We start from the raw sequence: 26138 nt of genomic DNA, 5'->3' as shown, positions 1-26138 counted from the left end.
ACCGGGACAAATGGTCATACCGCGGGTTTGCGGCATACCGTGAGTACGGAGTCGACAGCACGAACATACCACCGGTATGGCGGTCGGAAACCCGAGTAGAGTTGTGAGCGTGGTGACAATGCGGTCCAGACGGGACGACTACTCGGAATCGACGCGAACTGCGCTGGTCAAGAGCGCCGTTCGGCTGTTCACCGAACGTGGGTACGCCGGCACGTCGCTCGACGAGATCGCGAAGCGGGCGCGCGTGACGAAGGGTGCGCTGTACCACCACTTCAGCGGTAAGCAGGCCGTGTTCGAGGCGGCATTCGACGAGGTCGAGGCCGAGGTCAAAGGCCGACTGGAGAAGATCCTGACCGGCTCGCAGCCGCCGTGGGAGCGCGCACTGGCCGGGCTGCGTGAGTTCATCGGCAGCTGTCTCGACCCCGCCTACCAGCGGATCGCGCTACAGGAAGCCCCGGTCGTCATGGGCTGGGCACGCTGGCGCGAGGCCGAGGACCGCTACAGCTTCGGCCTCATCAAACAGGCGCTGCACGACCTCATCGACGCCGGTGAGGTGCTGGCCGTGCCTCTCGAGGTGACGTCCCGGCTGCTGTTCGGCGCGCTCTGCAGCGCCGCCACCGAGATCGCTCACTCCACCGACCAGCGCAAGGTCGGCGAAGAGATCGAGGACGTCGTCGTGCGGCTGCTGAACCAGGTCCGCACGCCCACCGCCGACGCCTGAGCGGCGGGTACGGCGAGGACGTCGTTGCGACGGCGCCACCGTGCGGTAGCTCGCCCGTCGCCCACCGCCGCCCAAGGGGACAGGCTGCGCGTGACCTCTTAGTCTTTGGACCGTGGAACTCAGGATCTTCACCGAACCCCAGCAAGGCGCCGACTACGAGGACCTCCTCCGCGTCGCGAAGGCGACCGAGGACAACGGCTTCGGCGCGTTCTTCCGCTCCGACCACTACCTGAAGATGGGTGACGCGTCCGGCCTGCCCGGTCCGACCGACGCGTGGCTCACGCTCGCAGGCCTGGCCCGCGAGACCTCGACCATCCGGCTCGGCACGCTCGTCACCGCGGCGACCTTCCGGCACCCCTCGGTGCTGGCGATCTCCGTCGCGCAGGCCGACCGCATGTCCGGCGGCCGCATCGACTTCGGTTTCGGCTCCGGCTGGTACGCCGACGAGCACACCGCCTACGGCATCGACCTTCCGCAGACGAAGACGCTGTTCGACCGCTACACCGAGCAGCTCGCCGTCATCACCGGCCTGTGGGACACGCCGGAAGGGGAGACGTTCTCGTTCTCCGGCGACCACTACACCCTCGACGGCGCCCCCGGCCTGCCGAAGCCGGCGCAGCGGCCGCGTCCGCCGGTGATTCTCGGCGGCGGTGGCAAGAAGCGCACCCCCGCGCTCGCGGCCCAGTACGCCGACGAGTTCAACACCCCGTTCATGGATGTCGAGTCCGCGGTGGCGCAGTTCGAGCGCGTCGACGTCGCGGCGAAGGAAGCGGGTCGCACCACGCCGATCCGCCGCTCCGCCGCCCTGGTCGTGGCCGTCGGCCGGGATGACGCCGAGATCTCCCGGCGCGCGGCGGCCATCGGGCGCGAGGTACCGGAACTGAAGGCGAACGGCCTCGCAGGCACGCCGGCCGAAGTCGTCGACAAGATCGGCGCCTGGCGCGAGAAGACCGGCGTGTCGAGGCTGTACCTGCAGGTGCTCGACCTGTCGGACCTGGACCATCTCGAACTCATCGGTTCCGAGGTCGCCCGCCAGCTCGACTGAGTCCCCGTTCGTCGACGGGTGCCGAACTCAGTTCTGGAGGGCGAAGGTGACGCCGGGGGCGGACGGCTGCTGGCGGGGGAGCCAGCGGTCGTCGCTCACCGGCAGGTCGCCCTCGAGCGCTGCCAGCACGGCGTCGCGGGCGTAGGGCAACGCCTCGGCGACGGGCACCTCACGGCCGAGCTCCTTCGACAGCGACGTGGTGCCGGCGTCGCTGATGCCGCACGGCACGATCCGGTCGAACGCGCTCAGGTCGGCGTTGCAGTTGAGCTCGAACCCGTGCATCGTGACGCCGCGCTGGACACGGATGCCGATGGCGGCGATCTTGCGTTCCGGTCCGCGGTCGTCGGCGGGCAGCCACACCCCGCTGCGGCCGTCGACGCGGCCCGTGTGCACGCCGAACGTCTCGCACACGTGGATGAGCGCCTCCTCGATCCGGCGGACGTACTGCACCACGTCCACCGGGTCGGCCAGCTTCACCAGCGGGTAGCCCACGAGCTGTCCGGGTCCGTGCCAGGTGATGCGGCCGCCGCGGTCGACGTCGATCACCGGCGTGCCGTCGGTCGGCCGGTCCTCGGGCTGGGTGCGTTTGCCCGCGGTGTACACCGACGGGTGTTCCAGCAGCAGCATCGTGTCGGGGCCGGTCTCGTCGGCGCGAGCGTCGGCGTGCGTGCGCTGCAGTTCCCACGCTTCGAGGTAGTCGATCGTGCCGATCTCCCGCACGTCGACGGGCTCGGACGCGGTGCGGCAGGAAAGGTTCGCGTTCGCAGTCACGGAGCCGACTCTACTCCGGCGGCCGCGGCGGGATCGGCGTCAGTCGCAGCGCAGCGACGGCCACCAGTCCCGCGCCGGTGACACCGACGACCGCGCCCGCGGTGTCGGTCAGCCAGTGCACGTCCAACACGACGCGGCACGCCGCGCATGTCACGGTGGCCAGGACCGCGGCGACCGCGACCGTGCGACGCAGGCGCGGGGCCAGCCACGCCGCGAGCAGCCAGGCGGCGAACCCGGTCGCCGCGACGGACGTGACGTGCCCGCTCGGGTACGCCCAATCGGGGAACTCGCGGGGTCGATCGCGCGCGAACAACGGTTTCGCGGCGACGCTCACCAGCCGGCACACGCCCAGCACGACGAGAACCCGCAGCAGCAGACCCGCGCGGCGTGGATCCGTCCGGCGACGGCGCACCGCGGCGACGATCAGCGCGAGCCCGAGGAGCGCGGGCAGCGCAGGGCCGAGCACGGCACTGACGATCCATGCGACGTCGCCCACCGCGGTGCGCCACACGCCGTGCAGACGGTCGCTCAGCGCGGTGTCGGCATCCGTGCCGTCCCGTGCAAGGAGGCCGAGCGTGACGAAACCGACGAGCAGCGCGGCGCCCGCGCCCGCGAGGCGACAGCGGTGCGGTCCGGTTCGCGCGGTGGACGACCTGGTGGTCGGCTGTCCGGGCACGGCGTGGAGTCCCTTGTCAGGTGACGGCGGCCAGGGCCTGGTCGATGCGGGGGTGCGCGAACGTGAACCCGGCCTCGGGCAGCCGGCCCGGGACGGCGCGCGGGCCGGACAGGAGCATCTCGTCGGCCGCGTCACCCAGTGCGGTCCGCAGCGCGACGGCGGGCACGCGCCACGGAGTCGGCCGGCGAAGGGCGCTGCCGAGAGCGCGGGTGAACTCGGCGTTGGTGACCGGTTCGGGGGCGGTCAGGTTCACCGGGCCGGAGAGGTCGCCGTCCCGCAGCAGCAGCTCCATCGCAGAGATGTGGTCGTCGAGCCCGATCCACGGGAAGTACTGCCTGCCGTCGCCGAGCTTTCCGCCGAGCCCGAACCGGAAGAGCGTCCGCAGCGGAGCGAGCAGCCCGCCGTGGGCCGACAGCACGGGGGCTGTGCGCAGGTGCACCACACGGGCGCCTGCGTGTGCCGCCGAGTCGGTGGCCGACTCCCAGTCGCGGCACAGGTCGGCGAGGAACCCGGATCCGGGCCCGGCCGATTCGTCGACCTCACGGTCGCCGGTGTCGCCGTAGACGTTGATGCCGGAAGCGTTGAGCAGTACCGGTGTGCCGTGGCGGGCGACGGCGTCGGCGATCACTTCGGTCGGCTCCACGCGGCTGTCGATCAGCTGTTGTTTGCGGGCGCCGCTCCACCGGCCGGAGGTCAGCGGTGCGCCGCACAGGTTCACCACGGCGTCGACACCGTCGAACGCGCCGTCGTCGATCCGGCCCGCGGGCGGCTCCCAGCCTCGTTCGTCGGCCGCCTGCGGCTCGTGCCGTACGAGCCGCAGGACGTCGTGCCCGGCCGTGCGCAACCTCGTGACCAGGGCGCCACCCAGCAGCCCGCTCGAACCCGCGACCACAACTCGCATAACGCCCCACCTTATCGGTGATTCGTCGTATTCCGCCGCCGTTGCCACCCACCGGCGCGGTCGACGACGTCGGGGTGCCGTGCGCCGATGTCCCGACGGGGTGCCGGAGTCCGGGCTGCGCGCACTCGGTGCTCGACGTTGCGGAGCGCATCCTCGGTGAGTGCCGTCCGATGTGGACGAGGTGCCGAAACGGTTCGAGGGGCGGGCCCGGTACCACCGGGCCCGCCCCTCGCACGGGATCGGGCTCCGACTCGGTGGTCACGACTCAGGTGACCACCGAACCGGCAGGTCCCGGCGCAGCGCCGGGACCACGGGACTCAGAGTCCCAGTTCGTCCTCGAAGTTGCCCTCTTCGAGCCGCTGCTTGATCGTCGTCAGGAAGCGGCCCGCGTCGGCACCGTCGATGAGCTGGTGGTCGTACGTCAGCGGCAGGTACGACATCGACCGCACGGCGATGGTGTCGTTGCCGTCCTCGTCGGCCACGACCACCGGGCGCTTCACGACCGCGCCGGTGCCGAGCATGCCCGACTGGGGCTGCACGATGATCGGCGTGTCGAACAGCGCGCCGTTGCTGCCGATGTTCGTGATGGTGAACGTGCCGCCGGTCAGCTCGTCCGGAGTGACCTTGTTGGTGCGCGCACGCTCCGCCAGGTCCGCGATGCGGTGGGCCAGACCGGACAGGCTCAGCTCACCCGCGTCGTGGATGACCACCGACAGCAGCCCACGCTCGGTGTCCACGGCGATGCCGAGGTTGATCGAGCCGTGGTAGGTGATCTCCTTCGTCTCCTGGTTGTAGGAGGCGTTGACGTTCGGGTGCTGCTTCAGCGCCTCGACCGTGGCCTTGGCGAAGAACGGCAGGAACGTCAGGTTCACACCTTCGCGCTCGCGGAACGCCACCTTCGCACGCTGGCGCAGCTTGGCGATCTTCGAGACGTCGACCTCGTGCACCTGCGTGAGCTGCGCCGAGACCTGCAGCGACTCCTTGGTCTTCTCCGCCGTGATCTGGCGGATCCGGTTGGCCTTCTGCACGGTGCCGCGCAGCGCTGCCTTCTCCGCATCGGACACCGGTGCCGCAGCGGCGGGCTTCGACGGTGCTGCCGGAGCTGCCGGAGCGGCCGAGCTGCTCGGCGCGGCCGCAGGGGCCTGCTGCTGCTTCGCGTCGACGGCGGCGAGCACGTCCTGCTTGCGGATCCGACCGCCCACACCGGAACCGGTCAGGCTCGACAGGTCGATGCCGTGCTCGGCCGCGAGCTTGCGCACCAGCGGCGTCACGTACGGCGTGCCGCCGCCGTCACCCTGGGCCGGTGCCTGCTGGGTCGGTGTCTGCTGGGACGGGGCGGGCTCAGCGGGCTGGGCCGGTGCCTGCTGGGCGGACTGGGCCGGTGCCTGCTGGGCGGGAGCCTGCTGAGCGGGAGCGCTCTGGGCAGCCGGGGCGGGCGCCTCCTGCTGCGGAGCCGGGGCAGGTTCGGGTTCCGGCGCGGGCTCGGGCTCCGGAGTGGGTGCGGGGGCCGGGGCGGACGGTGCCGCGTCGGCCGAGCCGATCACCGCGAGCTGGCCGCCGACCTCGACGGTCGTGTCCTCGCCCGCGGAGATCTCCAGGAGCGTGCCCGCCATCGGGGACGGGACCTCGGTGTCGACCTTGTCGGTCGAGATCTCCAGCAGCGGCTCGTCCACCTCGACGGAGTCACCGACCTGCTTGAGCCACCGGGTGATGGTGCCCTCGGTGACGCTCTCGCCGAGTTCGGGCAGGGTCACCGGGCTGCCGGAGGACGAGGAGCCGCCCGCAGCCGCAGCGGGTTCCGAAGCAGCCGCCGGCGCGGGCTCTGCGGGTGCGGACTCGGCGGGTGCCGACGACTCCGCGGGCGCGGCCTGCTCGGCGGGCGCGGACTCGCCGCCACCGGAGCCGTCGTCGACCAGCGCGAGCTCACCGCCGACCTCGACGGTGTCGTCCTCCTTGGCGATGATCTTCTGGACGGTGCCCGCGACAGGCGAAGGGACCTCGGTGTCGACCTTGTCGGTGCTGATCTCCAGCAACGGCTCGTCGACCGCGACCGACTCACCCTCCTGCTTCAGCCACCGGGTGACGGTGCCCTCCGTGACGCTTTCCCCGAGCTCCGGCAATGTGACGGAGTACGCCATCGTTTGCTGACTCCCTTGGTTCGTTGTCGATGTTGGTCTTGGGTGCGAGCCGGGGCGTCAGCCGTGGACGTGCAACGGCTTGCCCGCGAGGGCGAGATGTGCCTCGCCGAGCGCCTCGGACTGGGTGGGGTGGGCGTGGATGAGCGGCGCGACGTCCTCGGGGAAAGCCTCCCAGTTGTAGATCAGCTGGGCCTCGCCGATGAGTTCGCCGACGCGGTCGCCCACGAGGTGCAGGCCCACGACCGGCCCGTCCGGCGCCTTGACCAGCTTCACCGCGCCGGAGGTCTTGAGGATCTGGCTCTTGCCGTTGCCGCCGAGGTCGTAGGTGAATGCTTCGACGTCGGAGCCGTACTTCTCCTTGGCCGCAGCCTCGGTCAGGCCGACGGAGGCCACCTCCGGGTGCGAGTACGTCACGCGCGGGATGCCCGCCTCGTCGATCGGCGACGGGTTCAGGCCCGCGATCTCCTCGGCGACGAACACGCCCTGCTGGAAGCCACGGTGGGCCAGCTGCAGACCGGGCACGATGTCGCCGACCGCGTAGACGTTCGGGTTGCTCGTGCGCAGGCGCTCGTCGGTGACGACGAAGCCGCGGTCGAGCTGGATGCCCGCCTCCTCGTAGCCGTGGCCCGCGGTGTTGGGGCCGCGGCCGACCGCGACCAGCAGCACGTCGGCCTCGAGCGTCTCACCCGATTCGAGCGTCACGGTGACACCCGACTCGTCCTGCTTGGCCTCGGTGAACTTCACGCCCGTCTTGTAGCCGATCTTGCGGCGGCGCAGCGCACGTTCGAGCTGCTTGGAGGCGAACTCGTCCTCGTTCGGCACGAGCCGCGGCAGCGCCTCGACGATCGTCACGTCGGTGCCGAAGGAGGCCCACACGCTGGCGAACTCGACGCCGATGACGCCGCCGCCCAGCACGATCGCCTTCTTGGGCACGTAGTCGAGCTGGAGAGCCTCCTCGCTGGCGATGATGCGCCCGCCGAGTTCGAGGCCCGGCAGCGTCTTCGAGTACGAACCAGTGGCCAGGATGATGTTCTTGCCGGTGTAACGGGTGCCGTCGACCTCGACGGTCGTACCGCCGACGTAGGTCCCCGAGCCTTCGACGAAGGTCACCTGATGGTGCTTCGCCAGGCCCTGCAGGCCCTTGTACAGCCGGGTGACGATGCCGTCCTTGTACTTGTGGACCCCGGCCATGTCGACGCCCTCGAGCGTGGTCTTCACGCCGAACTGCTCGCCTTCGCGGGCCGAATCGGCGACCTCGGCGGCGTGCAGCAGCGCCTTGGTCGGGATGCACCCCCGATGCAAGCAGGTGCCGCCCAGCTTGTCCTTCTCGATCAGCGTGACGGACATGCCCAGTTCGGCGGCCCGGAAGGCCGCGGCGTAACCGCCCGATCCGCCACCCAGGATCACCAGGTCGGCTTCAGCGTCGCTCACTTCTCCAACTCCCTCGCGCAGGTCTCCTCCGGCACCCGGTCGCCCTGTGAACACTACGCGGCGCTGTGCGGCGCCGGGTGCTCACGCGGCCTCCCAGAGGGTGTCTGTGGTGTACGCACGCGCGCACGCGCGCGCTTGTCATGCCTCATCCTGTCACTTCGTGTCCGGGAGGTGCGAAGTGTGGTCGGCGAGGGTGTCCCACGACTTCGGAAATAAGGGACAATGATCGTCGGAGGCGAACGTGGAGAGGTGATCGACGTGGGGCTGTTCGACCGGCTGCGGAGCAAGCGCGGTGGGAAACAGCGGCCCGGGACGTTGCGCGGGGCGAGCGACGCGGACACGGCCCATCTGGACGCGTGGGCGTCCGAGCGGCGCGGGGTCGAGGCGTACGTGGAGCCCCGGACCAATGTCACCGAGGCGACGGTCGTGCTCGTGGCGCACGACGGTGAGTGGACCCGCAGGCGCATCGGCAGTCTGGGGCAGGCACAGGACTTCGGCAGCAAGCGTTCCATCCCGGTGTACGAGGTGGCGCGCACCGGATATCCGCAGCGCATGCGCGATTACACGCAGCGGCAGCGGATCCTGGAGAAGCGCAGGAGGCAGGCCGAACGCGACGCGTGAGACGCCGGCCCCGCCGCCGGGCGGCTCCGCACGGCACAGCGTTCCCGGTTCGCCGGCCACCCGTTCGCGCTCGGGGTCGCCTCCGGCGATCCGCTGCCCAGCGGCGTGGTGCTGTGGACCCGGCTGGCGCCCGAGCCCCTCGCCGAGGACGGTTCAGGCGGGATGCGGGGCCGCGGTGTGGTGCCGGTCCGATGGGAGGTCGCCGAGGACGAGCGTTTCTCCGAGCGGGTCGCCCACGGGGTGTCCAACGCCACGCCGGAACTCGGTCACTCGGTCCACGTCGAGGTCGACACGCTGCGGCCGGACCGCGAGTACTTCTACCGGTTCCGGGTCGGCGGCGAGATCAGCCCGGTCGGGCGGACCCGCACGGCTCCCGCGGCCGGCGCGAACCTCGACCGGCTGGCCTTCGCGTTCGTGTCCTGCCAGAACTATCCGGCCGGCTACTACACGGCACACCGTCACCTCGCCGACGAGGACCTGCGTGCGGTGGTGCACCTCGGCGACTACATCTACGAGGGCGGCGCGACCGGGAGCCTCGGCCGCGCACACGCTCCCGCCCGCGAGGTCGTCTCGCTCGCCGACTACCGCATCCGGCACGCGCAGTACCGGACGGACCCGGACCTCCAGCGTTCGCACGCGGCCTTCCCGTGGATCGTGACCTGGGACGACCACGAGGTCGAGAACAACTACGCGGACGAGATCTCCCAGCACGACGACGTTGCTCCAGGCGACTTCCTCGTCCGCCGCGCCGCGGCCTACCAGGCCTACTACGAGCATCTGCCGTTGCGGCGCTCGTCGGTACCGAAGGGGCCGGACATGCGAATCCACCGGCGGCTTCGGTTCGGCAGGCTCGCCGAGTTCACCGTGCTCGACGGCCGCCAGTACCGCAGCGACCAGGTCGGCCGGAACTCGCCGGAGGCGCAGGATCCCGACCGCAGCATGCTCGGCGCGGAGCAGGAACGCTGGCTGCTCGACGGTCTCGGTGCGTCGACGGCGCGGTGGAACATCCTCGCCCAGCAGACCGTGATGGCGCGGGCCGACCGCGACCCCGGTCAGGGACTGCGGCTGCCGATGGACAACTGGAACGGCTACGAACCGGCCCGGCAGCGCCTGTTCGACGGTGTCGTCGAACGGTGCGTCGAGAACCTGGTCGTGATCACCGGCGACGCCCACTGCAGCATGGCCGCGGACCTGAAGCGGGATTTCGCCGAGCCGGATTCGCGCACGGTGGGTGCGGAGTTCCTCGGCACGTCGATCAGCTCGGGCGGCGACGGCGCCGACATGGACCGGCGCGGTGAGCAGTGGCTGGCGGCCAACCCCCACATGAAGTTCTACAACCAGCGGCGCGGCTACGTGCGCTGCACGGTGGACCGCGACGGCTATCGCGCCGACTACCGCGTGGTGCCGTACGTCACGCGGCCCGGCGCGCCGGTGAGCACGCTGGCCGGGTTCGTCGTCGAGAACGGCAGGCCCGGGGTTCAGGAGGCGTGAGCGCCCACTGCGTGGTGCCGCCGGGCGCCGGCACCACCGTCAGACGCTCGCCTCGAGCAGGCGCAGATGCTCCTCGAGTACGGCTCGGATGCCGGGGCGGACGCTGCGGCCGAACAGCTCGTCGTCCTCGGTCACCTCGCCAGAAATGCGCGGAGCTCTTCGGCGATCTCGGGCACATCGATCACGCCTTTCGCCGCCGAGATCACGAGTTGTTCGGCCCTGTCGACGTCGATGGGATCGCGCAAGCGGTGTCCGTTGACCTCGAGGAACACCCAGGCTCCGGCCCAGGCGGCTCGCTTGTTGCCGTCGACGAGTGCGTGGTTGCGGACGAGCGAGTGCAGCAGAGCGGCGGCTTTGGTGAGCAGGTCCGGGTAGGCGTCCTGGCCGAACACGGTCGCGGATGGACGAGCCACGGAAGCGGAAAGAAGCCCGAAATCGCGTACGTCGACCGCGGCGCCGGAGGCGTGGTGAGTGGCTGTCAGGACGTCCTCGACATCGAGGTAGTAGACAGCCGGCACTTACTTCGCCAGCCGCTCGTTCAGCTCGCCGCTGATCCGTGCCACTCGTCGTGAGGCTTCGGCCACGAGGTGTTTCCGCGACGACACGACCGACACGACGGCGTCGTGTGCGACGACCTTCAGCGACCTTCCCTCCCGGTCTGCCGTAGCACGCAGGTCGGCCATTTCCTCGTCGGTGAACTGCAGATTCAACGCGGGCATGAGTAAACGGTACCAAAATTGGTACCGGACCTGCCCGAATGCGTCGTGCGAGGCTGGCGGGCGCCGGCACCACCGTCAGGCGCTCGCCTCGAGCAGGCGCAGGTGCTCCTCGAGTACGGCTCGGATGCCGGGGCGGACGCTGCGGCCGAACAGCTCGTCGTCCTCGGTCACCTCGCCGGAGGGCCACAGCGTCAGCACGGGCGGGTCGCTGATCACGATGCCGGGTCCGGACGCGCCGGTCTCGGTGCCGTGGCGGAGCTCGGCCACTCCGAGCAGCCGCGGGAACACCACGTCGGCCCGCAGGCCGTCGCACACGCCCAGGAACGTGCGGAACTCCTCGGGCAGCGTTCGCCCCAGCCGGTTCTCGGCGTGGTCGACGGCCGCCACCGAGGCGGGCGGCGGCACGGCGTCCGGCTCGCCGCGCAGCCGCATGATCTCGGCGATGAGGTCCCGCCAGTCGGAGTCCGGGCCTTCGGCGCGGTACCGCTGGTCGAGCGCTGCGACGAGCGCGGCCGTGTAGTTCCACGCCCACTCGGCGTCGACGGCCAGTTCGCCGTCCACCAGCAGCGGGGCGATATGGCGGCACGCGGCGAGCGTCGCTGCGTCCGGCTGTGGGATCTCCCCGGCGACCTCGGCCCACCGGTGCAGTGCGTCGCGGGCGGCGTCGAGGTCGCCGGAGGCCGCAGCGTACTCGGCCGCCGCCGCGGCCTCCCGCTGCCGTCTGCCGCGCGCCGGCAGCGAGTCCCGTTCGGCCAGGACCTTCTCGTGCTCGGCCTGTTCGGCGTCCAGGTCGAGAGGGAGCAGCCCGGCGGCCCAGTCGGGTCGCCGGTGCCGGTCGTCGGAGTGCTCGTCACGGGCGGCGAGCAACATCGCCCACGCCCGTGCCGTGACGGCGGTGGCGGCCAGCCGGTCGACGCTGCGGTCGGTGGCCGCCAGCCAGTGCCGCACGAGCCGGTCCGATTCGCCGAGCGCGCCCGCGCACGCGAGGAGAAGGGCCTCGCGTGCGACGGTCGCGTCGACGGCGTCGTCGGTCCCCGTGAGCACCGTGCGGACGGACCCCTCGGGGTGGTCACCCCTGCCCGCCGTCACCCGGACGTCTCCCGAAATACTCGCGTCTCCCGTGGCCAGCTGATCGGCGTCAGCCGTTGTCGGCGATGTCGGACAGCACGGCCGCGATGGTCCGGACCGGAACGCCCGTGCCGCCCTTGCCGGTGTAGCCCCACGGCGAGCCGGTGTTGTACGACGGGCCCGCGATGTCGATGTGCGCCCACGGCAGGCCGTCGGCGACGAACTCGCGCAGGAAGATGCCCGCGGCGAGCATGCCGCCCCAGCGCGCGCCCGTGACGTTCGCGAGGTCGGCCAACTTCGAGTCCAGTTCGGACCGCAGCTCGTCGGGCAGCGGCATCGGCCAGGCGTTCTCACCGGTGACCTGGCCGAGTTCGGCGACACGGTCGCGGAACTCGTCCGAGCCCATCACGCCCGCCGTCCGGTTGCCCAGCGCGACGACCTGCGCGCCGGTGAGCGTCGAGGTCTCGATGAGGTAGTCCGGGGCGTCCTCGGCGGCACGCACGATCGCGTCGGCGAGCACCAGCCTGCCCTCGGCGTCGGTGTTGAGCACCTCGACGGTCTTGCCGCCGTACATGGTCAGCACGTCACCCGGCCGGTACGACGTGCCCGACGGCATGTTCTCCGCGAGCGGGATGTAGGCGGTGACCTCGAGCGGGAACTTCAGCTTCGCGGCCAGCAACACCGACGACAGCACCGCCGCGGCGCCGGACATGTCCGACGTCATGTTGTCCATGTTCGCCGCGGGCTTGAGCGAGATGCCGCCGGTGTCGAACGTGATGCCCTTGCCGACGAGCGCGACCTTCTTGCGCGCCTTGGCGCCCTTGTAGGACACCTTCACCAGCCGAGGCGGGCGCGACGAGCCGACGCCGACGCCGAGGATGCCGCCGAAACCCTTGCGCTTGAGCTGCTTCTCGTCGAGCACCTCGATGGCCACGCCGGCGTCCTCGGCCAGTGCGCGGGCACGGTCGGCGAACGAGGCGGGGAACAGGTCGTTCGGCGGGGTGTTGATGAAGTCGCGCGTGGTGCAGACCGCCTCCGCGGTGGCCGTAGCGGCCTTCAGCGTGGCGCGGTGCTGCTTCGCGGTGCCCTCGGCGGGCGCCGCGACGTCCACGTTCTGCACCGGCTTGTCGCCCTTCTCGGACTTGTACTCGGTGAACGTGTAGGCCCCGAGCGCGAGACCCTCCGCCGCGGCCTGCAGGTCGACGCCCGACAGCGTGGTCAGCGCGCGCTTCGTGCCCGACAGGGCACGGCCCGCGGCACCCGACGCGCGCCGCACCTGCTCGGCCGTCACCTCCGGCTGTCCGAGTCCGACCGCCAGCACCACGTCGGCGGCCAGCCTGCCGAGCGACGGCACCTTCACGACCTCCTCGGCCGCGCCGGTCGCGCCGAGCGTGGTCAGGACCTCGGCGAGCGTGCCACCGTAGGCGGCGTCCACCGCTTCGGCGCCGGGCGCCAGTCGGAGGCCGCCCGCGGCCTGCACGGTGCCGACGACGACGGTCTGCGCGCGGGTTTTCGCCAGCGACGCCTCGGTCAGCTCGGTCAGGGCAAGCTTCGGAACGGCCACGTCGGACTCCTCATCTCGGTTGTTCACTCGTCAGCCATGCTATGGGCGCTTCCGGCGATCGCGGGAAGTAGGTACGCGGGCGAGGCGCGGACGAAGGTGGGTGGACAGCGGTGTGGATCGCGCTGGGCGTACTCGGCGGGCTTGCGGCGGCCGTGGCGGGCGCGGGCTGGTGGGCGCCGGCGGGAATGGCGTTGGCGGCGGCGTTCGTGCTGGTCGCCGAGGCGGGGGTGGGCCGTCCGGGCGTGCTCGGGCACGCGTCCGCAGCCGGTGGGACGCGCGATCGTGGCGGTGCCGAGAACGGCGGGGCTACCGGGGACGGCGGGGCTTCGGAGGACGGTGACGAGGTCCGGGACGAGGCCCGTGCCGAGACGGCTCGCGCCGCTGTGGCGGCCCGTCCCGGTCTCCCGCGGCTGGTCGACGGCTTCGCCCGCGCGGCGCGATTGGCGATCGTGGTACTGGCCGCCTCGACGTTCGCGGCCTATCTGGCGCCCGATCACAGGCCCGCGGTCGCGGTACTGCTCGTGGCCGGAGTGGCGGTCGCCGACGTGGCGGGGATCGGGCTCGACGCCTACTGGCGACGTTGGGTCGGCGGTCTGCTCCTGGTGGCGGGCGGTGCGTTCGTGGCGGTGTGTCTCGGTGTGAGCCCTGTGCGGTCGCCCGTGGCCGAACCGGGCGGGATCGGCGGCCCGTGGGCCGTGGTCGCCGGAGTGCTCTCCGCCGCCGCGCTCTTCGTGCCGGTGCTGCGCGGCCGGTCGCGGCGCACCGTCGTGGTGGGTGCGGTGGCGGCGCTGGTCGTCGCGGGCGCCGCGCTGTACCAACTGGGCCCGCTCCGACTCGGCCTGTCGTCGACGTCGCTGCGGGACGTCTTCGTCGCCGCTGACGCCCAGCCGCTCGTGCCGGTGCTGGGCGGGGTCGTCGCGCTCGCGTGCCTGCCCGCGGCCCTCACCGCGTTCGGCACGGCCCGCGACGGAGCTCATCCGTCGCGGGTGGTGAGCACGGTCGTACCCGCCGCGGTGGCGGCGATCCCCGCGGCGCTGCTGGCGCCCCCCGCGGCGGTGACGGTCGCGGCGATGCTCGCTCTCGCCGAGTTCGCCACCCGCGCCGCCACGGGTCCGCGCGGCGCCCGGCGGGTGGCGATCGTCGTGACGGCCGTCGTGCTGTTCGGCGGGCTGCTCACCCGCCTGTGACGCGGCCGCCCGCGGGCACTGCCGGTCAGCTCATCACGGACGCGAGGAACAGCATGACCACTGAGGCCGCGGCGAGACCGGCCACCGATCGCACCGGGAAGCCCTCGCGCGGGAACACCTTGCCACCGTGCACGCCCGCCAGCCACACGATGCCGAAGATCGCGCCGACGATGCCGATGAAGGCGCCGAACCCGCCGATCATCAGATAGCCGATCACTACGGCCATGCCGGCCGCGAACGTCAGCAGCGCGGCGCCGGCGAGGGTCAGGAGCCCACCGCCCGACGGCGACGGCTGCGCGTCGGCGCCCGTCGACTGCGAACTCGGCGGATAGGGGGCGCCCGGATACCGCGGCCCGGAGCCGGGGTGCTGGGATCCCGGGTAGTGGGGGCCCGGATGCTGGGGGTTCATGCTCACACCCGCGATCGTAACGACCGGGTATGGCCCTGTGGGGCCGTCGGGGCGATATGCTCCGAGCATGACGACGACAACCCTGTTCACCCGGATTCCCAGTACGCACGCGACCCCCGTGGAACGCGTAGCGGAAGTACTGGAGAACCCGGGGTTCGGTGTGCGGTTCACCGACCACATGGTCACGGTGAAGTGGAACGCCGAGCAGGGGTGGCACGACGCCGAGGTGCGCGAGTACGCGCCGCTGACGTTCGACCCGGCTACGCAGGTCCTGCACTACGGGCAGGCGATCTTCGAGGGTCTCAAGGCGTACCGCCAGCCCGACGGCACGATCGGCGCGTTCCGGCCCGAGGCGAACGCGCAGCGGTTCCGTGACTCCGCGCGCAGACTCGCCATGCCGGAGCTGCCCGACGAGCTGTTCATCGGCTCGATCGCCGAGCTCGTCGACATCGACAAGCGCTGGGTGCCGACGCGGCAGGGCGATGCCCTCTACCTGCGGCCGTTCATGATCGCCACGGGTGAGGGACTGGGCGTCAACAGCCCGTCGGCCGAGTACCTGTACCTGCTCATCGCCTCGCCCGCCGGGTCGTACTTCTCCGGGGGCGTGAAGCCGGTGACGGTGTGGCTGTCCACCGAGTACGTGCGGGCCGCACCGGGCGGCACCGGTGAGGCCAAGTGCGCGGGTAACTACGCGGCGTCGTTCGTCGCGCAGGCGCAGGCCAGTGAGCAGGGCTGCGACCAGGTGGTGTGGCTCGACGCCGCCGAGCGCCGCTGGGTCGAGGAGATGGGCGGGATGAACCTGTTCTTCGTGGTCGGCTCGGGCTCCGATGCGACGGTGGTGACCCCCGAGCTGAGCGGGTCGCTGCTGCCCGGCGTGACCCGCAGGTCCTTGCTGCAGCTGGCCGTCGACCGCGGCTACCGCGTCGAGGAGCGGCGGATCTCCACCGAGGAGTGGGAGAACGCCGCGAAGTCCGGGGAACTGACCGAGGTGTTCGCGTGCGGCACGGCCGCGGTGATCACGCCGGTCGGACACGTCAAGCACGCCGACGGCGAGTTCACGATCGGCACCGGTGAGCCGGGCGAGCTGACGATGGCGCTGCGTGAACAGCTCACCGGCATCCAGGAAGGCACCCGTCCCGACGACCACGGCTGGGTGCACAAGTTCGACTGAGCCGCATCCGCTCTCGGTGCCGGTCCGTGGAATGTTCCGCGGACCGGCACCGTGGGGTTCGGCGCCCGGTGCCACGGGCGGCGTCACCGTCGTGCCGGGTGGTGCCGCGTCAGGTGATGTCCGAGTCGGCGGGCAGCGCAGGCCGCTGTGCGACATCGGTGAGCAGCCGCGCCGCGGAGGCGAGCATCGGCAGCACGGTCGCGGCACCGGTTCCCGCGCCGAGGCGGATCTCCAGATCCAGCACCGGATTCAGATCCAGGTGTTCCAGGGCCACGACCTGTGCGGGCTCGGCCGCGCGGTGCGCAGCCAGCCACCACGACCGCGCGCCCGGTGCGAGTTCCTCGGCCAGCAGTGCCGCCGCCGTCGACGGCAAGCCGTCCAGCACCACCGGCGTCCGCCGCACCGCCGCCTGTGCCAGGAATCCCGCCATCGCGGCGAGGTCGGCGCCGCCCGCGGTGCGCAGCAGTCCCAGCGGCTCGCCCGTGACCGGCCTGCACCGCCGCAGCGCATCCCGCACCGCGGTGGCCTTGCGCATCCAGGCGGTGTCGTCGATGCCCGAACCGCGGCCGACGACCGCCACCGGCTCGGTGTCGGTCAGAGCGGCGACCAGCGTGGCGGCGGGCGTCGTGACGCCCGAGCCGACCTCGGCCGCCACGAGGACGTCGGCACCCTCGTCGATCTCGGCGTCGGCCGCCCGCATCCCGGCGCGTACCGCGGCCTCGGTCTCGTCCTCGGTGAGCGCATCGGCCCTGCCGATCGAGCCGGAGACGCTGCGCACGTGATCCGGTCCGGAACCGTCGGCCGTGCCCACGTCGACGACGCGGATGCCGGCTCCCGCCACGTCGGCGAGGACGTTCAGCGGCGCGGAGCCGCCGTCGAGCGCGCCGAGCAGTTCACGCGTCGCGGTGGGGCCGCCAAGAGACACGCCTTCGGCGGTGACGCCGTGGTCGGCGGCGAACACGACGACGCGCATGCGCCGCAGCGGCCGCGGCGGCGTGCGTCCCTGGCACGCCGCGAGCCATGCGCCGAGCCGTTCGAGCCTGCCCAGCGAGCGCGGGGGTGAGAGCAGTGTCGCGTGCCGCTGCAGCGCACCGGCGCGGGCGTTCTCGTCGGGCAGGGTGACGGGGCCGAACTCGATGTTCACGCGCTCAAGCTACCGCGCGGCGCGCGAGAGCAGCGCCCTGGCCAGGGAGCTGTCACAGACCAGCACGTCGAGCACCGTGGTGTGGAGAGCGCCCAGTACGCCGTCGGCCTTCTCCGGGCCCGCCGCCACGCCCGCGACGGTCGGGATCGCCGCCAGGTCGGCCAGCGACACGGCGAGTACGCGGTCGTCTGCGGGGCCGGTGACCGCCCTGCCCTCGGCGTCGAAGAACCGTGCGCAGACGTCGCCGACCGGGGCGGCGGCGTCGAGTCCCGCACGTTCCTCGGCCGACAGGTTCATCGCCGTCACCAACGACGCCGACGAGCCGCGGCCCACCCGGCCGATGCCGGCGAGCGCGACCTGCACCCGCCGGGCCGAGTCCAGGGTGGCCTGGACGCTCGGCTCGGCCAGCAGCACGTCCCTGCCCTCCTTGGAGGTCAGCAACGCGGGGGCGTGCAGGCGCTGGTACCGGCCGCCGAGCCGGCCCGCCAGGTCGCGGACCAGCTCCTCGCCGCTGATGGCGGTGTCCACTGCGGACAGTCCGCCCACCAGTGGCACCACTTCGACGTCGAGTCCGCCGTCATCCGGGATGGACTGCACCAGCGCCTGCAGGCCCGTACCCCACGACACACCGATCCGTTGTCCCGGTTGGATCGTGTCCAGCAGCCAGCGCGCCCCGAGATCGCCGACGCGTTGCAGCGGCCGGTCGCCACTGTGGATCTCGGCGACGCGGCAGTCCCGCAGTCCGAACCGCTCGGCGAGCTCAGCCTCGAGATCCAGGTCGCGGCCCGTTGGATCGTTGATCTCGATGCGCACGATGCCGTGTTCCCGCGCGGCCGTGAGCATTCTGGACACGCTGGAACGACTGATGTTCAGGGCTTTGGCGACTTCGTGCTGGGAGCGGCCTTCCTCGTAGTACAGCCGCGCCGCTGCGACGAGCGACTGCTGATCGCGGGGCGGTGGCATCGATGGATCACGCGTCCAAATCGGACTCGAGCATGCGGGACAGTTCGGTGAGCGCGTCGTCGGCGCCCTCGCCGTCGGTGCGCAGAACGACCTCTTCGCCCTGCCCGATGGCCAGGCTCAGCACCGACAACATACTGCGAGCGTCCACGAGATCCGTGCCCGGCCTGCCGATGCGGACGTCGCTGTCGGTGGCGGTAGCGGCTTTGACGAACTGACTTGCGGGCCTGGCGTGCAGTCCGACGGACGAGCCGATCTTGACCTGGATCTCCGGCATGGAGACGCTCCTTCGTTCCTCGACCCCGGTCGCCTCCGGGGCCTTGTCGATGGTTCGACGGCATGTTACACACATCACTGGCAAACGTGAACAATGTCTGCACATTCGTGCAACGAGATTCTGTATTCGAGTTTCGTACAACCAGCGAGTCCCGGACAACAGGGGTCCGGGGCGGCGATCGGGACGACGACACGTCGGAGAACCGATCCTGCAGGCGCCGGACCGGCGGGTCACGGGTGGTCCGGGTGTCGATCAGCGCATATCCGCGGGGGTCGAGAAGGAGGCCAGGCAATGCAAGTGCTTGCTGTAATGGCGCAGCAGCAGCCGGCTCAGCCGGAGGGTGAGACGAGCGGGGGTGTGCTGGGTGTCTTCGAATGGCTGGGAACCCATTTCATCGGCCTGTTCGAGGAAGCGGGCTCACAGTTCGTCGATCTGGTGACCGGCATCCTGCCGACACTGATCGTGCTGCTCACGTTCATGTACGCGCTCACGACGTTCGTCGGCGAGGAGCGCGTCACGCGCGCCGTCCAGTGGTGTGGCCGGTGGTGGATCACCCGCTACTCCGTGATGCCGATCCTCGCGCTGCTGATGTTGACGAATCCGATGGCCTACTCGTTCGGCCGCTTCCTGCCCGAGCGGTACAAGCCTGCGTTCTACGACTCCGCGGTGTCGTTCGTGCACCCGGTGACGACGTTCTTCCCGTACGCCAACGCCGGTGAGCTGTTCGTCTGGTTCGGCATCGCGAACGGCGTCACGCAGCTCGGCGAGTCCACCGTGCCGTTGGCGCTGCGGTACTTCCTGGTGGGCATCCTCGTGATCTTCATCCGCGGCATCGTCACCGAGAAGCTCACGGCGTTCATGATCAAGCGGACCGGCCGCAGCGAGGTCTTCGCCGATTTCGACCGGCAGTTCGAGCAGGCGAAGGCGAGTGAGAAGGCATGACCGACCACGAGACGACGACCGGCCGGGAGACGGCGACCGGCACGGACACGGCGACCGGCACGGAGACGTCCACGGTGTTCGTTCGCGCGGGTGCGGGCGGCTGGGGGCCGGGCCTGACGCTGCGCTCCGACGAGCAGCGGACGAAGGTGCTCTCGGTGACCGGCGGCGGGATTCACCCCGTGGCGCAGAAGATCGCCGACCTCACCGGCGCCGAGGCCGTAGACGGGTTCAACACCACGGTGCCCGACGACGAGGTGGTGGCTGCCGTCATCAACTGCGGCGGCACCGCGCGCATCGGCGTCTACCCGCGCAAGGGCATCCCGACCGTGGACGTCTATCCGGGTGCTCCCGGTGGCCCGCTGGCCAAGTACATCACCGAGGAGCTGTTCGTGTCCGCGGTGGGCATGAACGAGGTAACCCGGTCCACATCGGACGGCGACGCCGCGGGTGCCGCTCCGGCCGGTGGCACGTCCGACGGCGCCATGTCGGGCGGCCGGGATTCGGGCGGCGGCGTGCCGCCCCGGGACGAACGGCCGTCCGCGTCGGCGGTCGCGGCGACTCTCCCCGTCGGCGGCCCGCTGGGCAAGGCGTTCAACGCGGTGACGAACGTGTTCGTCGGGTTCGGTTCGGCCGTGGGCAGCTTCGTCAACACGATGCTGGCGGCCGGCAGGCAGACGATCGACCTCACGCTGAAGACCATCCTGCCGTTCATGGCCTACGTGAGCCTGCTGCTCGGCATCGTCATGTACACGGGTGTGGCCGAGTGGATGGGCCAGGTGCTGTCGCCGATCGCGAGCAATCCGTTCGGCCTGCTCGCCATCAGCTTCGTCGTCGCCCTGCCGTTCCTGTCGCCGGTGCTCGGCCCGGGCGCCGCGATCGCGCAGGTCGTGGGCACCCTCATGGGCAGCCAGATCGCCATCGGTGCGCTGCCGGTGCAGTACGCGCTGCCGACGTTGTTCGCCATCAACGGTCAGGTGGGCTGTGACTTCGTGCCCGTCGGCCTGGCGCTCGGCGAGGCGAAACCGGAAACCGTGGCCGTCGGCACTCCCGCGGTGCTGATCAGCCGCATGATCACGTCGCCGCTTGCGGTCGTCATCGCGTGGGCCGCAAGCTTCGGCCTCTAGCGGCCGGTGAGTTCGAGGAGGAACACATGAGCTTCTACTACGAGAGCACGGTCCTGCGCGCCGGCGACGAGGCCGCGGAGATGGTCGAAGGCGGCGTCGTGATCCTGTACGCAGACCCCATCCCCGACGCGCTGGAGGACGTGAGCGTGGTCCACGGTCCGGCGAAGGGGCCTGAGCGCGAGATCCGCACCGGCGATGTGTTCAGCATCGGTGACGAGGACGTCGAGGTGGTCGCGGTGGGCGACAGGGCGCACGAGAACCTGAGCACGCTCGGGCACATCGTGGTGTACCTGAATCCCGACGACGGCACGGAGCTGTTGCCGGGAGCCGTGCATGCCAAGGGCACGGTCTCGACCCCGGCCGCGGGTGCGCGCGTCGGATTCCGGGGAGCGACGCCGTGACCTGGCAGGCCGTGGTGCTCGTCCTCGGCGCGTTCGTGGTGGCGGGCGTGCTGAGTTACCGGCAGCACCTGGCGTACCAGAGCGCCGTCAATGCACTCGCCGACGACGAGAACCGCAGCGGGATGTTGCTGGTCAGCGGACGGGCGAAAGGCCGGCTCCGCGGCGCGATCGTGCTGCTGGTGATCGACCGCAGGCGCGGTGAGATCACGCGGGCGCAGGCGATGCAGGGCGCGTCCGTCTTCGCCCGGTTCACGGAGCGGACCGAGTTGAGGGGCCCGATCGACGGCGCCGAGGAGAGGGCAGGGACGGCGGCGTTGGCCAAGGCGGTGCGCGAGGCGATCGGCACCGCGGGTCGGCTCAACGCGGGCGGGCTGCGCTCGGCGCGCGCCTGACCGAACCCGGCCGGCGGTGCGGCCGGCGGAACACGAGAACGCGGGCGGCCGCGTCCTCCCGGTGATGGGGGACGCGGCCGCCCGCGCGTGTGTGCGGGGCCGGTCCGCAGATTCGGTCGTCCGTCCCGGTGCGGCCGGAGTTCGGCCGCCGCGCCGTCTCGAACACGTCTTCTCCCACGATGCGCGCACATATGTGCAGAGAACTGAATCTTGTGTGCTGCAGAACTCCCGTGCTACCAAGTAAGAACCAAGGTGCACATGCTAAGCACAAATGTGCAAATGCGTCGGGTGAATGCGGTGGTGTGCACACACGTTCACCCGCACCAGGCGCAGGCGACAGCGGACCGGAGGAACGCGGATGAGGTATGTCGATCGGCTGCGAGCACGGGAACGGGAACTGGGCCGTCCGGTCCGGGTCGGGCTCGTCGGTGCGGGGCAGATGGGGCTCGGCTTCGTGGTCCAGGCGAGCCGGATCGACGGGATGGAGGTCGCGGCCATCGCCGACATCGCCCCGGACCGCGGGCGCCGTGCTTTCGCCGAGGCGGGCCGCGGCGACGCCGTGCTGAGCGGCGATCGCGCGGAGTCGGCGCGGATGATCGAGGCGGGCACGCCGGTCGTCACGGAGGACGCGACCACGTTGACCGGCCTGCCGCTCGACGTGCTCGTCGACGCGAGCGGCGTGCCGGAGGTCGGCGCGCAGGTGGCGTTCCACGGTCTGCTGGCGGGCCAGGACATCGCGATGCTGAACGTCGAATGCGACGTGACCATCGGCTACCTGCTCAAGACCGTCGCCGAGCGGACCGGCCGCGTGTACACGGTGTGCCGCGGTGATGAGCCCGTCGAGTGCAAGGCTCTCGCCGACTACGTCCGCGACATCGGCTTCGACGTCGTCTGCGCGGGCAAGGGCAAGAACAACCCGCTCCGCCCGTCGGCCACGCCCGCGTCGCTGACCGAGGAGGCCGAGGCGAAGGGCATGAACCCGCACATGCTCGCCAGCTTCGTCGACGGTTCGAAGACGATGATCGAGATGGCGGCGCTGGCCAACGGCGTGGATCTGGCCGTGCCCTCGCGGGGCATGACAGGCCCGCACTGCACGGTCGAGGCGCTGGCGGAGACGTTCCGCCCGGAGTCCGACGGCGGCGTGCTGCCGGGCGAGGGCATGGTCGACTACTGCACCGGCCCGGTCGCGCCCGGCGTGTTCGTCATCGGCCGCAGCGATCACCCCGCGGTCGTGTCCGAAATGGCCTACCTGGGCATGGGCAAGGGTCCGTACTACACCTTCTACCGCCCGTACCACCTGGCGAGCGTGGAGGCGCCGCTGTCGGTCGCCGAGGCCGTCGTGGACCGCACGCCGAGTCTGGCCCCGGTGGCGTGGAACGCCGAGGTGCTCGCGGTGGCCAAGCGCGACCTCGCCGCGGGCGAGCGGATCGACGGCATCGGCGGTGCGACCGTGTACGGCGTCACCGACCGGGCCTCCGCGGTGAGCGGCGACGGCCACCTTCCCCTCGGCCTCGTGGCGGGCGGCCGGGTGCTGCGCGACGTCCCGGAGGGCACGGTGCTGACGGCCGACGACGTCGCCGTGGACGAGAGCACGACGATCGCCACCCTGCGGCGGCTGCAGGACCGGCTGCTCGCGGGCGAGGAGGTGACGGTCCGATGACGCTGACAACCGAGGCGGACCGGGCCAAACACGCCCTCACCACGATGTGGACGATCCGCCGCTTCGAGGAGGCGGTGGACGACATGTTCGCGCGCGGGCTCATGCACGGCACGATGCACCTGTCGATCGGTCAGGAGGCCGTGCCGACGGGCGCCTGCATGGCACTGTCCGAAGGCGACTACATCACCTCGACCCACCGTGGCCACGGACACTGCATCGCCAAGGGCGCGAAACTCGACGCGATGATGGCCGAGCTGCTGGCCAAGGAGACCGGCTACTGCCGGGGTCGCGGAGGGTCGATGCACATCGCCGACGTCGCCACGGGCAACCTCGGCGCCAACGGCATCGTCGCGGGTGGCGTGCCGATCGCGGCCGGCGCCGGCCTCGCCGTGCGGATGCGCGGCGGCTCCGAGGTCGTCGTCAGCTTCTTCGGCGACGGCGCCGTCAACGAGGGAGCCTGGCACGAGGGCGTCAACCTCGCCGCGATCTGGGACCTGCCCGTGGTGTTCGTGTGCGAGAACAATCGCTACGGGATGTCGATGTCGGTGGACCGGGCGTTCAACGTCGACACCCTCGCCGAGCGTGCGCGCGGCTACGGCATCCCCGGCGTGACGGTGGACGGCAACGATCCGCAGACCGTGTACGACGCCGTCGCCGACGCCGTGCGGCGGGCCAGGTCCGGAGGCGGGCCGTCGTTCGTGGAGGCGTTGACGTACCGCTGGAAGGGCCACTCCAAGAGCGACAAGAACCTCTACCGCACCCGCGAGGAGATCGAGAGCTGGCGCGAGCGTGACCCGATCGCGGCGTTCGAGGCGGCCGTCACCGGTGGCGGCGCGACGGCACCCGCACTGTCCGAATCGGACGTCGAGGAGTGCCGGGCTCTTGCGCGCGATCGCGTGCGGGAGGCGATCCGCACGGCGAACGCCGCACCGGACGCCGATGCCGCGACGCTGACCGACGCCGTCTACGCCCCGGCAGGGGAACCGATCGCCGGAGGAACCCGAGCATGACGACGACCAGCGACACGAGATCCGCCGTCGGTCCCGCGGTGTCCGCGGTGGCCGAACCGCGCACGCTGACCTACTCCGAGGCCGTACGCGAGGCGATGGCGCAGGCCATGGCGGCCGACGACCGGGTGTTCCTGCTCGGTGAGGACGTCGGCACCTACGGCGGCGCGTTCGGTGTCAGTGGCGACCTGGTGCACCGCTTCGGCACCGAACGGGTGCGCGACACCCCGATCAGTGAGCTCGGCATCGTCGGCGCCGCTGTGGGTGCGGGCCTGGCGGGTATGCGCCCGATCGTGGAGATCCAGTTCTCCGACTTCACGGCCCAGGCGATGGATCAGATCGCCAACCAGGCGGCGAAGATCCACTTCATGCTCGGCGGCGCGGCGACCGTGCCGATGGTGCTGCGCGCGCCGGGCGGGTCCGGAACCGGTGCGGCGGCCCAGCACTCGCAGAGCCTGGAGGCGTGGTTCGCCCACGTGCCGGGTCTGCAGGTGGTGATGCCGAGTACGGCCGCCGACGCGAAGGGGCTGCTGCTCAGCGCGATCGACGATCCGAACCCGGTGATCGTGCTGGAACACAAGCTGCTCTACAAGCAGAGCGGACCGGTTCCGGAGGAGCCCGTCCGGGTGCGGCTCGGTGAGACGGCCGTCCGCCGCACCGGCACCGACGTCACGATCGTCGCCACCGGCGTGATGGTGTCGCGTGCGCTGGAGGCGGCCGAGCGACTCGCCGCCGACGGCGTGTCGGCGAGTGTGCTGGACCCGCGTACGCTGCGGCCGCTCGACGATCAGACCATTGTGGACAGTGTCGCTGCGACGGGACGGGCACTGCTGGTGCAGGAGGCTCCGAAGACCGGCGGGTTCATGTCCGAGATCGCGGCGAGGATCGTCGAATCGCCCGCGTTCGGCAGGCTGCAGGCGCCGGTGTCCCGGCTGTGCGGACTCGACGTGCCGATCCCGTACGCGCCCCAGCTCGAACAGGCCGCAGTGCCACAGGTCGACGACATCGTGACGAAGGCGGCGGAGTTGGTGCGGCGATGGTGAACAACCAGGTCCCGCTCGTCATGCCGAAGATGTCGATGACCATGACCGAAGGCGTGTTCGTCGCATGGCACAAGGCCGAGGGCGACGAGGTGCGTCAGGGCGAGGTCGTCTGCGAGGTCACGACCGACAAGGTCGACATGGAGGTCGAGGCGACGGTCGACGGGGTGCTCGCTCGCCTCGTCGCAGCCCCCGAGGACGTCATCGCCGTCGGCGATCCCATCGCCTACGTCGACTCCGAGGCCGACGACCTCCTGGACGGACTGTTCGACGGCCCCGCACCGGAGCCGGAACCCACAGCGACTCCGGAATCCACAGCGACGCCGGACCCCACAGTGCCGGAACCCGTAGTGTCCCGGGAGCCCGAACCCACGCCGGAACCAGCGACCCTGGGGGTCAACGGTGCGGGCGGAGCGGCACCGGCTCGCCCGCCCGCCGCGGTACCCGCCGCGCGCCGGCTGGCAGGCGAACGGGGGCTGGATCTCGCATCGCTCACCCCGACCGGCCCGTGGCACACGATCCGGGTGGCCGATCTCCCGGCCGAGGAGTTTCGGACCGGGGAGTTTCGGGCCGAGGAGCTTCGGACCGAGGAGCGGCGGGGCGCTGGACGGTCGCCGGAACCGGCCGCGTTCGCGAACGCCCCTGCGCGCCGCCGGGACGGGCGCGCCGCGATCGCCCGGCGCATGACGGCGAGCGCCGACGTGCCGCAGTTCGTGCTGTACCGCGACGTCGATCTCGAGGAGGCCCAGCGCCTGCGCGGCGGGGTGAGCTGGACGGTCGTGTTCACCCGTGTGCTCGCCGCCGCACTGCGCAGGCATCCCCAGCTGAATGCCACCTGGACCGGCGACGGCGTGCAGCCCTGCGACAGGCTGTCCCTCGCGATCGCCGTCGACACCGAACGGGGGCTGCTCGCGCCCGTCCTGACCGACCCGGACTCCGGTGACCTGCCGACTCTGGCCCGGCGTATCGACGACGTCGTCACGCGCGCCCGGACGGGCAGGTTGGAACTGTCGGAGCTGTCGGCGACCGCGTCGAGCACCGTGTCGAACCTCGGCGGCAGCGGCGTCGGCGGTTTCCAGGCGTTGCTGACGCCACCGCAGGCCACCGCGCTGGCCGTCGGCACGGTCGAGCCGCGGGCGGTGCCGGTGCCGGGCGGGATCGGCACCCGGCTGCGGTGCACGCTCGGGCTCAGCGTCGACCACCGGGTCGCGGACGGCGTCGCGGGTGCGCGGCTGCTGGCCACGATCGGTGAGCTGCTCGGCGGGGGACTCGGATGAA

27 protein-coding genes are annotated in these 26138 nt (G+C 71.3%); 14 read left to right on the top strand and 13 right to left on the bottom strand.

What is annotated here, in order from left to right:
* The first annotated feature begins 118 nt into the window (after positions 1-118).
* Together FHS23_RS14815 and FHS23_RS14810 are read left to right on the top strand one after the other, a co-directional pair.
* Complete coding sequence (locus FHS23_RS14815; RefSeq protein WP_183655062.1) at positions 119-721, top strand: TetR/AcrR family transcriptional regulator; 603 nt, start codon at positions 119-121, stop codon at positions 719-721.
* A 112-nt stretch (positions 722-833) separates the two neighbouring features.
* Positions 834-1766 carry a TIGR03560 family F420-dependent LLM class oxidoreductase gene (locus FHS23_RS14810; protein WP_183655059.1) on the top strand — a complete coding sequence of 311 codons (933 nt, stop codon included), beginning with the start codon at positions 834-836 and terminating at the stop codon, positions 1764-1766.
* A gap of 27 nt (positions 1767-1793) precedes the next feature.
* Here FHS23_RS14810 and lipB read toward each other — a convergent pair whose 3' ends face one another.
* The 5 genes from lipB to lpdA all read right to left on the bottom strand — a co-directional run bounded on the left by lipB (position 1794) and on the right by lpdA (position 7683).
* Entirely contained in the window at positions 1794-2537 is a 744-nt protein-coding gene (gene lipB / locus FHS23_RS14805; protein WP_183655056.1) for a lipoyl(octanoyl) transferase LipB, read from the bottom strand.
* Between the two features lie 10 nt (positions 2538-2547).
* The gene (locus FHS23_RS14800) at positions 2548-3213 is read right to left on the bottom strand and encodes a phosphatase PAP2 family protein (protein WP_343053947.1); all 666 of its coding nucleotides are present in this window, start codon (positions 3211-3213) and stop codon (positions 2548-2550) included.
* Between the two features lie 16 nt (positions 3214-3229).
* On the bottom strand, positions 3230-4114 hold the full coding sequence (locus FHS23_RS14795) for a TIGR01777 family oxidoreductase (protein ID WP_183655054.1): 885 nt from the start codon (positions 4112-4114) through the stop codon (positions 3230-3232).
* 317 nt (positions 4115-4431) lie between these two features.
* Complete coding sequence (sucB, locus tag FHS23_RS14790) at positions 4432-6252, bottom strand: 2-oxoglutarate dehydrogenase, E2 component, dihydrolipoamide succinyltransferase (protein WP_183655052.1); 1821 nt, start codon at positions 6250-6252, stop codon at positions 4432-4434.
* 57 nt (positions 6253-6309) lie between these two features.
* Entirely contained in the window at positions 6310-7683 is a 1374-nt protein-coding gene (gene lpdA / locus FHS23_RS14785) for a dihydrolipoyl dehydrogenase (RefSeq protein ID WP_183655050.1), read from the bottom strand.
* A 222-nt stretch (positions 7684-7905) separates the two neighbouring features.
* On the opposite strand from lpdA, the gene FHS23_RS14780 reads away from it, so the two are divergent.
* Positions 7906-8304: an oxidoreductase gene (locus FHS23_RS14780; RefSeq protein ID WP_221219537.1), complete on the top strand. Its 399-nt coding sequence runs from the start codon at positions 7906-7908 to the stop codon at positions 8302-8304.
* A gap of 105 nt (positions 8305-8409) precedes the next feature.
* Complete coding sequence (locus FHS23_RS14775) at positions 8410-9795, top strand: alkaline phosphatase D family protein (protein WP_221219536.1); 1386 nt, start codon at positions 8410-8412, stop codon at positions 9793-9795.
* A gap of 131 nt (positions 9796-9926) precedes the next feature.
* Here FHS23_RS14775 and FHS23_RS14770 read toward each other — a convergent pair whose 3' ends face one another.
* From FHS23_RS14770 to FHS23_RS14755, 4 genes are all read right to left on the bottom strand, one after another.
* Positions 9927-10313 carry a type II toxin-antitoxin system death-on-curing family toxin gene (locus tag FHS23_RS14770; RefSeq protein WP_183655048.1) on the bottom strand — a complete coding sequence of 129 codons (387 nt, stop codon included), beginning with the start codon at positions 10311-10313 and terminating at the stop codon, positions 9927-9929.
* Positions 10314-10514, bottom strand: a complete 201-nt coding sequence (locus tag FHS23_RS14765; RefSeq protein ID WP_183655038.1) for a hypothetical protein — start codon at positions 10512-10514, stop codon at positions 10314-10316.
* Between the two features lie 75 nt (positions 10515-10589).
* Positions 10590-11603 (bottom strand): SMI1/KNR4 family protein, encoded by a 1014-nt coding sequence (locus FHS23_RS14760; protein WP_183655035.1) that lies wholly within the window; start codon positions 11601-11603, stop codon positions 10590-10592.
* A 49-nt stretch (positions 11604-11652) separates the two neighbouring features.
* On the bottom strand, positions 11653-13146 hold the full coding sequence (locus tag FHS23_RS14755) for a leucyl aminopeptidase (RefSeq protein ID WP_183655033.1): 1494 nt from the start codon (positions 13144-13146) through the stop codon (positions 11653-11655).
* 110 nt (positions 13147-13256) lie between these two features.
* Between FHS23_RS14755 and FHS23_RS14750 the strand changes: the two genes are divergently transcribed.
* A complete protein-coding gene (locus FHS23_RS14750; RefSeq protein ID WP_183655031.1) occupies positions 13257-14333 on the top strand; it encodes a hypothetical protein in 1077 nt (358 codons plus the stop codon).
* Between the two features lie 25 nt (positions 14334-14358).
* On the opposite strand, the gene FHS23_RS23270 is transcribed toward FHS23_RS14750, so the two are convergent.
* Entirely contained in the window at positions 14359-14748 is a 390-nt protein-coding gene (locus FHS23_RS23270) for a hypothetical protein (protein ID WP_425501122.1), read from the bottom strand.
* 61 nt (positions 14749-14809) lie between these two features.
* Here FHS23_RS23270 and FHS23_RS14740 point away from each other — a divergent pair, with 61 nt between their 5' ends.
* Positions 14810-15913: a branched-chain amino acid aminotransferase gene (locus FHS23_RS14740; RefSeq protein WP_183655030.1), complete on the top strand. Its 1104-nt coding sequence runs from the start codon at positions 14810-14812 to the stop codon at positions 15911-15913.
* 109 nt (positions 15914-16022) lie between these two features.
* Here the strand turns inward: FHS23_RS14740 and FHS23_RS14735 are convergent, their stop codons facing one another.
* From FHS23_RS14735 to FHS23_RS14725, 3 genes are read right to left on the bottom strand one after another with little or no spacing between them, the layout of a single operon-like run.
* The gene (locus FHS23_RS14735; RefSeq protein WP_183655028.1) at positions 16023-17057 is read right to left on the bottom strand and encodes a nicotinate-nucleotide--dimethylbenzimidazole phosphoribosyltransferase; all 1035 of its coding nucleotides are present in this window, start codon (positions 17055-17057) and stop codon (positions 16023-16025) included.
* 9 nt (positions 17058-17066) lie between these two features.
* Positions 17067-18020: a sugar-binding transcriptional regulator gene (locus FHS23_RS14730; protein WP_183655026.1), complete on the bottom strand. Its 954-nt coding sequence runs from the start codon at positions 18018-18020 to the stop codon at positions 17067-17069.
* Between the two features lie 7 nt (positions 18021-18027).
* A complete protein-coding gene (locus FHS23_RS14725) occupies positions 18028-18294 on the bottom strand; it encodes an HPr family phosphocarrier protein (RefSeq protein WP_183655024.1) in 267 nt (88 codons plus the stop codon).
* Positions 18295-18585: 291 nt separating this feature from the next.
* On the opposite strand from FHS23_RS14725, the gene srlA reads away from it, so the two are divergent.
* The 8 genes from srlA (at position 18586) to FHS23_RS14685 (ending at position 26137) form a co-directional block, all read left to right on the top strand.
* Positions 18586-19236 carry a PTS glucitol/sorbitol transporter subunit IIC gene (gene srlA / locus FHS23_RS14720; protein ID WP_246382191.1) on the top strand — a complete coding sequence of 217 codons (651 nt, stop codon included), beginning with the start codon at positions 18586-18588 and terminating at the stop codon, positions 19234-19236.
* Positions 19233-20360, top strand: a complete 1128-nt coding sequence (locus FHS23_RS14715) for a PTS glucitol/sorbitol transporter subunit IIB (RefSeq protein WP_183655022.1) — start codon at positions 19233-19235, stop codon at positions 20358-20360. The genes srlA and FHS23_RS14715 overlap by 4 nt, the downstream gene beginning before the upstream one ends.
* A gap of 26 nt (positions 20361-20386) precedes the next feature.
* Entirely contained in the window at positions 20387-20761 is a 375-nt protein-coding gene (locus FHS23_RS14710; protein ID WP_183655020.1) for a PTS glucitol/sorbitol transporter subunit IIA, read from the top strand.
* Positions 20758-21153: a transcriptional regulator GutM gene (locus tag FHS23_RS14705; RefSeq protein WP_183655018.1), complete on the top strand. Its 396-nt coding sequence runs from the start codon at positions 20758-20760 to the stop codon at positions 21151-21153. The genes FHS23_RS14710 and FHS23_RS14705 overlap by 4 nt, the downstream gene beginning before the upstream one ends.
* Before the next feature lie 358 nt (positions 21154-21511).
* Entirely contained in the window at positions 21512-22813 is a 1302-nt protein-coding gene (locus tag FHS23_RS14700; RefSeq protein ID WP_183655015.1) for an NAD(P)H-dependent oxidoreductase, read from the top strand.
* Positions 22810-23823, top strand: coding sequence for a thiamine pyrophosphate-dependent dehydrogenase E1 component subunit alpha (locus tag FHS23_RS14695; RefSeq protein WP_183655012.1), 1014 nt, complete (start codon positions 22810-22812; stop codon positions 23821-23823). Before FHS23_RS14700 ends, FHS23_RS14695 begins: the two co-directional genes overlap by 4 nt.
* Positions 23824-23861: 38 nt before the next feature.
* Positions 23862-24863, top strand: coding sequence for an alpha-ketoacid dehydrogenase subunit beta (locus FHS23_RS14690; RefSeq protein ID WP_425501130.1), 1002 nt, complete (start codon positions 23862-23864; stop codon positions 24861-24863).
* Positions 24857-26137, top strand: a complete 1281-nt coding sequence (locus FHS23_RS14685) for a dihydrolipoamide acetyltransferase family protein (protein WP_183655006.1) — start codon at positions 24857-24859, stop codon at positions 26135-26137. The genes FHS23_RS14690 and FHS23_RS14685 overlap by 7 nt, the downstream gene beginning before the upstream one ends.
* Position 26138: the final 1 nt, after the last annotated feature.

It is taken from the genome of Prauserella isguenensis (genome assembly GCF_014191605.1).
Classification (GTDB): domain Bacteria; phylum Actinomycetota; class Actinomycetes; order Mycobacteriales; family Pseudonocardiaceae; genus Prauserella; species Prauserella isguenensis.
Note: the sequence above shows the minus strand (reverse complement) of the source record. Positions and strands in the feature narration are given on the sequence as shown.

Coding starts and splice junctions, on each gene's coding strand:
- FHS23_RS14815 (WP_183655062.1), top strand. CDS start 119: ATGCGGTCCAGACGGGACGACTACTCGGAATCGACGCGAACTGCGCTG.
- FHS23_RS14795 (WP_183655054.1), bottom strand. CDS start 4,114: ATGCGAGTTGTGGTCGCGGGTTCGAGCGGGCTGCTGGGTGGCGCCCTG.
- sucB (WP_183655052.1), bottom strand. CDS start 6,252: ATGGCGTACTCCGTCACATTGCCGGAGCTCGGGGAAAGCGTCACGGAG.
- FHS23_RS14780 (WP_221219537.1), top strand. CDS start 7,906: ATGATCGTCGGAGGCGAACGTGGAGAGGTGATCGACGTGGGGCTGTTC.
- FHS23_RS14765 (WP_183655038.1), bottom strand. CDS start 10,514: ATGCCCGCGTTGAATCTGCAGTTCACCGACGAGGAAATGGCCGACCTG.
- FHS23_RS14740 (WP_183655030.1), top strand. CDS start 14,810: ATGACGACGACAACCCTGTTCACCCGGATTCCCAGTACGCACGCGACC.
- FHS23_RS14730 (WP_183655026.1), bottom strand. CDS start 18,020: ATGCCACCGCCCCGCGATCAGCAGTCGCTCGTCGCAGCGGCGCGGCTG.
- FHS23_RS14725 (WP_183655024.1), bottom strand. CDS start 18,294: ATGCCGGAGATCCAGGTCAAGATCGGCTCGTCCGTCGGACTGCACGCC.
- srlA (WP_246382191.1), top strand. CDS start 18,586: ATGCAAGTGCTTGCTGTAATGGCGCAGCAGCAGCCGGCTCAGCCGGAG.
- FHS23_RS14715 (WP_183655022.1), top strand. CDS start 19,233: ATGACCGACCACGAGACGACGACCGGCCGGGAGACGGCGACCGGCACG.
- FHS23_RS14710 (WP_183655020.1), top strand. CDS start 20,387: ATGAGCTTCTACTACGAGAGCACGGTCCTGCGCGCCGGCGACGAGGCC.
- FHS23_RS14700 (WP_183655015.1), top strand. CDS start 21,512: ATGAGGTATGTCGATCGGCTGCGAGCACGGGAACGGGAACTGGGCCGT.
- FHS23_RS14695 (WP_183655012.1), top strand. CDS start 22,810: ATGACGCTGACAACCGAGGCGGACCGGGCCAAACACGCCCTCACCACG.
- FHS23_RS14685 (WP_183655006.1), top strand. CDS start 24,857: ATGGTGAACAACCAGGTCCCGCTCGTCATGCCGAAGATGTCGATGACC.